8 protein-coding genes are annotated in these 6,464 nt (G+C 40.3%); 2 read left to right on the top strand and 6 right to left on the bottom strand.

Annotated features, from left to right (window positions below; genetic code table 11):
- The coding region (locus WBM49_RS15040) for a DUF6340 family protein (protein WP_424372866.1) at nucleotides 1–589 on the top strand (589 nt) is incomplete at its 5' end.
- A 19-nt stretch (nucleotides 590–608) separates the two neighbouring features.
- On the opposite strand, the gene WBM49_RS15035 is transcribed toward WBM49_RS15040, so the two are convergent.
- The gene (locus WBM49_RS15035) at nucleotides 609–1,529 is read right to left on the bottom strand and encodes a mechanosensitive ion channel family protein (protein WP_424372865.1); all 921 of its coding nucleotides are present in this window, start codon (nucleotides 1,527–1,529) and stop codon (nucleotides 609–611) included.
- A gap of 153 nt (nucleotides 1,530–1,682) precedes the next feature.
- On the opposite strand from WBM49_RS15035, the gene WBM49_RS15030 reads away from it, so the two are divergent.
- On the top strand, nucleotides 1,683–2,348 hold the full coding sequence (locus tag WBM49_RS15030; RefSeq protein ID WP_424372864.1) for a uracil-DNA glycosylase: 666 nt from the start codon (nucleotides 1,683–1,685) through the stop codon (nucleotides 2,346–2,348).
- Here WBM49_RS15030 and WBM49_RS15025 read toward each other — a convergent pair.
- From WBM49_RS15025 to WBM49_RS15005, 5 genes are all read right to left on the bottom strand, one after another.
- Complete coding sequence (locus WBM49_RS15025) at nucleotides 2,335–3,186, bottom strand: substrate-binding domain-containing protein (RefSeq protein ID WP_424372863.1); 852 nt, start codon at nucleotides 3,184–3,186, stop codon at nucleotides 2,335–2,337. The two genes, WBM49_RS15030 and WBM49_RS15025, sit on opposite strands and share 14 nt — an antisense overlap.
- The gene (locus WBM49_RS15020) at nucleotides 3,183–4,055 is read right to left on the bottom strand and encodes a nucleoside phosphorylase (protein WP_424372862.1); all 873 of its coding nucleotides are present in this window, start codon (nucleotides 4,053–4,055) and stop codon (nucleotides 3,183–3,185) included. The genes WBM49_RS15025 and WBM49_RS15020 overlap by 4 nt, the downstream gene beginning before the upstream one ends.
- Before the next feature lies 1 nt (nucleotide 4,056).
- Nucleotides 4,057–4,989: a DUF1835 domain-containing protein gene (locus WBM49_RS15015; protein ID WP_424372861.1), complete on the bottom strand. Its 933-nt coding sequence runs from the start codon at nucleotides 4,987–4,989 to the stop codon at nucleotides 4,057–4,059.
- Between the two features lie 134 nt (nucleotides 4,990–5,123).
- Nucleotides 5,124–5,456: a translation initiation factor gene (locus WBM49_RS15010; protein ID WP_424372860.1), complete on the bottom strand. Its 333-nt coding sequence runs from the start codon at nucleotides 5,454–5,456 to the stop codon at nucleotides 5,124–5,126.
- A gap of 30 nt (nucleotides 5,457–5,486) precedes the next feature.
- Nucleotides 5,487–6,437 (bottom strand): isopenicillin N synthase family dioxygenase, encoded by a 951-nt coding sequence (locus WBM49_RS15005; RefSeq protein WP_424372859.1) that lies wholly within the window; start codon nucleotides 6,435–6,437, stop codon nucleotides 5,487–5,489.
- Nucleotides 6,438–6,464 lie beyond the last annotated feature (27 nt).

The raw sequence follows: 6,464 nt of genomic DNA, 5'->3' as shown, positions 1-6,464 counted from the left end.
CATGAGTATCAAAATCATGGTATCGGCAAGGGAGATTACTTTAGAAACCCTTATTGAGAATGGATGGCGTATTTATGACCCTTTCGAAAAAAAGGTGTTAGATGAGATCCGTATCAACGAAGAATTGGTGATACAAGCAAAAGGAGAAAATGCCATGCACGCGTTACAGGCCATGACCTTCAGGTCAGATTCGTTGCTTCTCAAGAGCAGAGGAAGTGGAAGTAGTTTTGGAATGCGCCTAAAACCCTATAACAAGCCAATTCAACGTGAGATTTATATAAAAGGATCAGATAACTTAACAAATGCAAAAGAAGCCATCCAAAAGGAAGATTGGTTAGAAGCTGCCAGACGTTGGCAGCTAGACATAGACCATGAAAAGGCTAAAATAAGAGCAATGGCATGTCATAATATGGCAGTACTTTACGAAATAAAAAATGATCTTTCCAAAGCCATGGAGTGGGCCATTCTGGCAAAAAGTCATGCAGAAGACAAAAACCATACGGCCTATTTAGAGGCCTTGAAAGTTCGAAGTGTACAGAATAGTTTGGCCGAGCAACAACTGGAGAAAACAGCCTATCTACAAAACTAAATTCAATTTTTAAATAGGGTCAGGAAGGGTCTTTTGGCTTTGTTTTGATATCTACCATAGGGATACGAACCAGTTCAACCGTGGCTGAGGCTAACTCTACTTTTCCTTCTGTCGCCTCCAAAGCCTTTTGGATCAGTTCATATAAGCGGTGTTTTGTAATCCTCCTTTTTTTGTAGTCTACAATATATCGAAGATTAAATTCTATCCAATTATCCGTTAAGGTAATAGCGAGGGTTGGATCTACAATAGCATCTTCTATGTAATATTTTTTTACCACATCTTTCCATTTCTCTATTGATTGCTGTACATACTCTGATAGTACTTCTTGTGCCACTTTAGATACTTCAGACTTTGCCAATTCCACATCAGAACCAAATCGAATAGGTAAGGTGATCTCATCCCAGATAAATGGAAAATCGTGAGAATAGTTATACACCGGACCTTTAAACACAAAGGCATTGCTCAGTTTTACTATGCGGCCACTGTAATTATCGCTGCTAACCCATTGTCCAATTTCCATCATAGTGGTGTACATGCTATTGATATCAATTACATCGCCTTTTATACCGTTAATTTCAATGCGGTCTCCCGGTTGATAGACCTTGATGAAGAAAATAAAAAGAGAGCCCGCTACACTGAGGATAAGTTCCTGTAGTGTGATGGTAATACCTGCTGTTAGAAGTCCAATAGCCAGGGTAAAATCTCTTATATTTCCAGTAAAATAGGAGACTGTGAGCACAATCAACATAAAATAACCAATAGTTTCAACTAGTTTTTGGGATTTATAGCGAGTTGCCGTATTAGGAAGATTTTTCTTTAACGCCTTACGAATAAATTGGAGGAAAATCACAATTAGCACCACCCAAACCACGTATTTAAAAATCATGGTAGCAGTGGGATGGTCGTTAAACCAAAGTTTTATTGATTCTAGGGTTTCCATTAGACTTAAAGTTAAAGGAATGCGGAACAATTGCTTGAAAAATGACAATATAAACTAAACTCCTGCTACTATAAAATTACATTTTTAAACGAGCTTAAACTAGAGAAAGTGATGACAGTTTGTATTTTTACGTCTTGTCAACCTTAAATCTCTATGGAAGTTGCAATTCATAAAAGCTGGAAACCTTATCTGAAGGAAGAATTTTCTAAAGACTACTTTAAAAGGCTTACGCAGTTTGTGAGGTCCGAATACACTCAATACACCTGTTACCCAAAAGGGAATAGGATCTTTGCAGCTTTTGACCACAGCACATTTGAAGCTACCAAAGTGGTCATTATTGGTCAGGATCCCTATCACGGGCCAGATCAGGCCAATGGCCTCTGTTTTTCAGTGAAAGATGGGAAAGCACACCCTCCTTCTTTGATCAATATATTTAAAGAAGTAGAAGGAGATCTGGGGATGTCGTATCCCAGTAGCGGGAATTTGGAACGATGGGCAGACCAGGGGATCTTATTGTTAAATGCCACTTTAACAGTGCGTGCCGGTGAAGCCGGAAGTCATCAAAAACAGGGCTGGGAAAAATTTACAGACGCAGTGATAAAAAAGCTTTCAGATGAAAAAGAGGGACTGGTTTTTTTATTATGGGGGGGATATGCTAAAAAGAAGATTCCATTGATCAATATAGAAAAGCATCACATCTTAACCTCAGGTCATCCTTCCCCATTGAGTGCCAACAGAGGCTTGTGGTTCGGCAACAAACACTTTTCTAAAACCAATCAAATATTACAAACTAAGGGAGCCGGTTCTATAAATTGGTAAGTATATCGGCTGAATTAACTTTCTTCGATATTAACTGTAGGTTATATAGTGTATCTTGTACAATATCAATAACTTGAATACTTAACTGATCTTGTGTCCATTGGGTAATGTTGAGCCATTCTCGGACATCTTCAAGCGCTAAATTATATCTGTTCGCCAGTGTTCTATCAATGCTAGGAATCATTTTAAATTCGCTTGTATATTGGTTTATGATTTCCAGAACATGCTTTATACTGCCGCTGTCTTTTTTGAGAAAAGAGCGGTTGGCGGCCACCACAAAACAGGGCCAGGGGGTAGGGCAGTCGGCCAATCTGCGAAAGACCCCATCTAGCACCAATGGTTTGGTGGTAAAATGTTCCCACATAAAATAATCTGCTTCACCTTGTTCAAGGGTTGTCACCGCACCGGCAAGCGTGTGAACCAGTTCAAAGGATAAGGCAGCCGTATCCCAGCGCTGATTTTCTGCCAATACATAGGTCATTAAATGACTCCCACTGCCAAACCTGCTGATAGCCGCTTTGGTCCCTTTAAGATCTGCAAGATGTTGAAACCTGCTTTTGGCCGCTACGTGAATACCCCATAAAAGGGGAGAACTCACATAACCCTGTACAATACTTGAAGGGTTACCATCGGCAATACTTTTTGTTACGCCTTCTGTCAGAATAATGGCCAGGTCTGTTTCCCCTTTTTCCAAAAGAGCGCACATCTTCCCCGTCCCTTCCGGAACTTCTATCCATGCAACCTCAATACCTCTGTCTTCAAAGGCACCTTCTTCAATGGCCATGTGCCAGGGAAGGTTGAAGTGTTCAGGAACGCCAGCAATTCTGATTTTTTTCAAAGTGTCATCAATTTTTGTAAGGTCCATTCAATGAGCCGATCTACGGTTTTAGCAGGATCAGTTGAAAATTCTCTGGTTACCCTATTCGCAATGATAGCGTTTAATGACAGGGCTTTATGGCCCATCATGGCAGCCAAACCGTAAATGGCAGATGTTTCCATTTCCAGGTTTGTTAATTTGCGCTGATCAAAAGAAAATGAGATGAGTTTTTCATGTAATAGCGGGTCTTTGGCGGGCAGTCTTAAATGCCTGCCCTGAGGTCCGTAAAAGCCTACGTTGGAGCCTGTGAACCCATTGATGACATCCTCATCAAGAAAATGAAGGCGCAGGTCTTTGTCGCATTTTACCACATAGGGCTGAGAATTATGGGCTCCCCATTGGCTGTGTTCAAAAAAAGCCTTTTCAATAGCAGGGAAGCGTATGTTTTCACTTTGATAGTAATACAACAGATTGTCAAAACCCATTGCATACTCGCTTATTAATAAGGAATCGACAGGGATATCTGGCTGAATGGCCCCTGAAGTACCGATCCTAACGATGGTAAGTTTTTTTTTATCTCTTTTAAGCGTTCTCTTCCTAAGATCAATATTGACCAGGGCGTCTAATTCGTTGAGTACAATATCTATGTTATCTGTCCCAATGCCTGTTGAGAGCACAGTGATGCGTTTGTTTTTGAGGCAGCCGGTATGGGTGATAAATTCGCGTTTGTGTTGGGTGATTTCAAGGGAATCGAAATGCTGTGATACACGAGATACTCGCTGAGGGTCACCTACCAGAATAATAGTTTCTGCAATCTCTTCGGGAAGTAAGTTTAAATGATAGATCCTGCCTTCCTCGTTGAGGATCAGTTCTGAGGGCCCTAATTGCATCTTATAGTTTTAGGATCCGGCTTGATTCGCTGTTGTATAGGAAATTGTATTTCAGCGCTCCTCCTAAATACGTTTCATTATCCCTGATCTGAGAATAGAAACTTGTTTTACCTTCCAGGATGTCTTTCCCTTTTTTAGAAAGACGAACAGGACTATAGGTTGTAAACAATGGTTTTAGGCTGGTTAGGATACGTTCAAACTGAGTGTCCCCATAGCCGTAGTACCCCTGATTGGAAAGCATATTCTGAATCAATGCTTTTTTGCTTTTTGGCTTTTGTTCTGCAGCCAGATGCAGTATTCTGTTTTCCAACTCGTTCAACCCATTTTTGATAGAAGGGAACCTTTTTAAATGCACTTTTATAGAATTGGAAAGATAGTCGAAATGATAATGATCAAAATCGGACATATTCTCCAGTCGGATAGGGTTGTCACTGCAATACAACTGCCAGACATAGTCGGCAAATTCTATATCATCCTGAGTTAGAAAGATGCGCTTTTTATACAAATTCTCAATCTTGTCATCATTTATATCACACAATCCGTATAAGGTGTCCGATCCATCTTCATTTCCACTGCAGACCAGCGATATTTGTGAATCGCGCCTGTGGGTCTTCAGCCAGCTTAGAACCGCGATCATGTTGATCTGACAAAACAGATCATATTCAAACCAAAGAATGATCTCATCCTGCTGTTTATGATTACATAGACTGCGGTATTCTTTGAGTGTTTTCTCTATGAACCAGGATTTGCTAACATTGTAATTCTTGTGAAGAAATTCAAAGCGAGTTTTCCAGAAAGATTCGCTTCCCACATTGGTCTCGGTTCTTCCTTCACAAAGCATTTCTCTCCAAGTGATGATATCTCCTTTAAACGGTAATGTTTTTAAGCGTTGGGTGAAACTATCTCCGTTGGTGATATGCAGTTGAGTGCTCATTCTCAGGAAGTGATGTTTAGGTTCTGTTTACTAAAAGTAACACTTAATCGATAAAGTTTAAAATAATTAACACAATACTTATGCGTAACTAGCTGTGTTTTAGTTTCCGAATGGCTGTTCCATGTCATTGAATTTTATCCGCCAACACGTTTGGTTTTAAAACCATTCTCTTGCAAAAATTTCATGATCTTATCCCTGTAATCGCCTTGTATAATGATCTGTTCATTTTTATGTGTACCGCCAACCCCCAGGAGGATTTTTATCTCCTTTGCAAGCTTTTTCAGATCAGCGTTGGTGCCTTGATATCCTTCCAGGATGGTAATTGGTTTTCCTTTGCGTTTCTCGTATTTACACAGTATTGGCTCATCCTGGACCCAAAATTTTGATTTTTCTTTCTTTTGGGTCTCATCTTCAAGGGAAGGCTGATGGTCCGGGAATAAATTTTTTAACTGATCTTGAAGGTCCATGCAAATGGTTTGACTGATCCTGTAACTTTATTATTTTTTTATGAGGCCCAGTTCTACAAGACGTTCATGCAGGAATTCACCAGCCGTGATATCACTGTACAACTTGGGATGCTTTTCATCTACACAATTCTCCAGGCAATTGAGTGACATTTCCCCAATAGGATGCATAAAAAATGGAATGGAATATCTGGAATTACCCCAAAGTTCCCGCGGTGGATTCACCACCTGGTGAATGGTCGATTTAAGCTTGTTGTTGGATAATCTTGATAGCATGTCCCCCACATTAATCATTAACTGGTCTGTGTTCGCGATCGCATCTATCCAATCTCCCTTATGGCTCATTACCTGTAATCCCTTCCCGTGAGCTCCCATCAACAGGGTAATTAAGTTTATATCACCATGTGCGGCCGCGCGGATGGCATTTTTCGGTTCTTCAGTAATGGGTGGATAGTGAATGGGTCTTAGGATCGAATTTCCATTTTTAATATACTCATCAAAGTAATTTTCTTCCAGCTCTAAATGAAGTGCCAGCGCCCTTAGAACGTATTGGGCTGTTTTTTCCAACATTCTATAGGTTTCCTTTCCCACTTTATTGAAGTCTGGAAGTTCAGTTACTGTTACATTGGACGGATATTCTTTTAAAAGTTTTGGATCGTCTTCTACATATTGCCCAAAATGCCAGAATTCCTTGAGATCGCCTACTTTTCTGCCCTTGGCATGTTCCTTTCCAAAGGAAGTATACCCCCGCTGCCCACCAATTCCTTCTATTTCGTACGTATCTTTGACCTGCTGCGGCAGGGCAAAGAATTTTTTAATTTCGGAGTATAAGGAGTCTATAAGGTCTTCTGAAAGAAAGTGGCCACTGAGGGCAACAAAGCCAATTTCCTCGAAAGCACTTCCCAGATCCTTGACAAATCGCTCTTTAATCTTTGGATCTTCAGACAAATAATCTCTAAGGTCCACACTGGGAATGGCGTTCATAAGTACTGTTTTATGTAAAGAATCAAA

It is taken from the genome of Muriicola sp. (genome assembly GCF_049669965.1).
Lineage (GTDB): Bacteria > Bacteroidota > Bacteroidia > Flavobacteriales > Flavobacteriaceae > Muriicola.
This window is presented reverse-complemented; position numbering and strand designations above follow the sequence as displayed.

Coding starts and splice junctions, on each gene's coding strand:
- WBM49_RS15035 (WP_424372865.1), bottom strand. CDS start 1,529: ATGGAAACCCTAGAATCAATAAAACTTTGGTTTAACGACCATCCCACT.
- WBM49_RS15010 (WP_424372860.1), bottom strand. CDS start 5,456: ATGGACCTTCAAGATCAGTTAAAAAATTTATTCCCGGACCATCAGCCT.
- WBM49_RS15015 (WP_424372861.1), bottom strand. CDS start 4,989: ATGAGCACTCAACTGCATATCACCAACGGAGATAGTTTCACCCAACGC.
- WBM49_RS15005 (WP_424372859.1), bottom strand. CDS start 6,437: ATGAACGCCATTCCCAGTGTGGACCTTAGAGATTATTTGTCTGAAGAT.
- WBM49_RS15020 (WP_424372862.1), bottom strand. CDS start 4,055: ATGCAATTAGGGCCCTCAGAACTGATCCTCAACGAGGAAGGCAGGATC.
- WBM49_RS15030 (WP_424372864.1), top strand. CDS start 1,683: ATGGAAGTTGCAATTCATAAAAGCTGGAAACCTTATCTGAAGGAAGAA.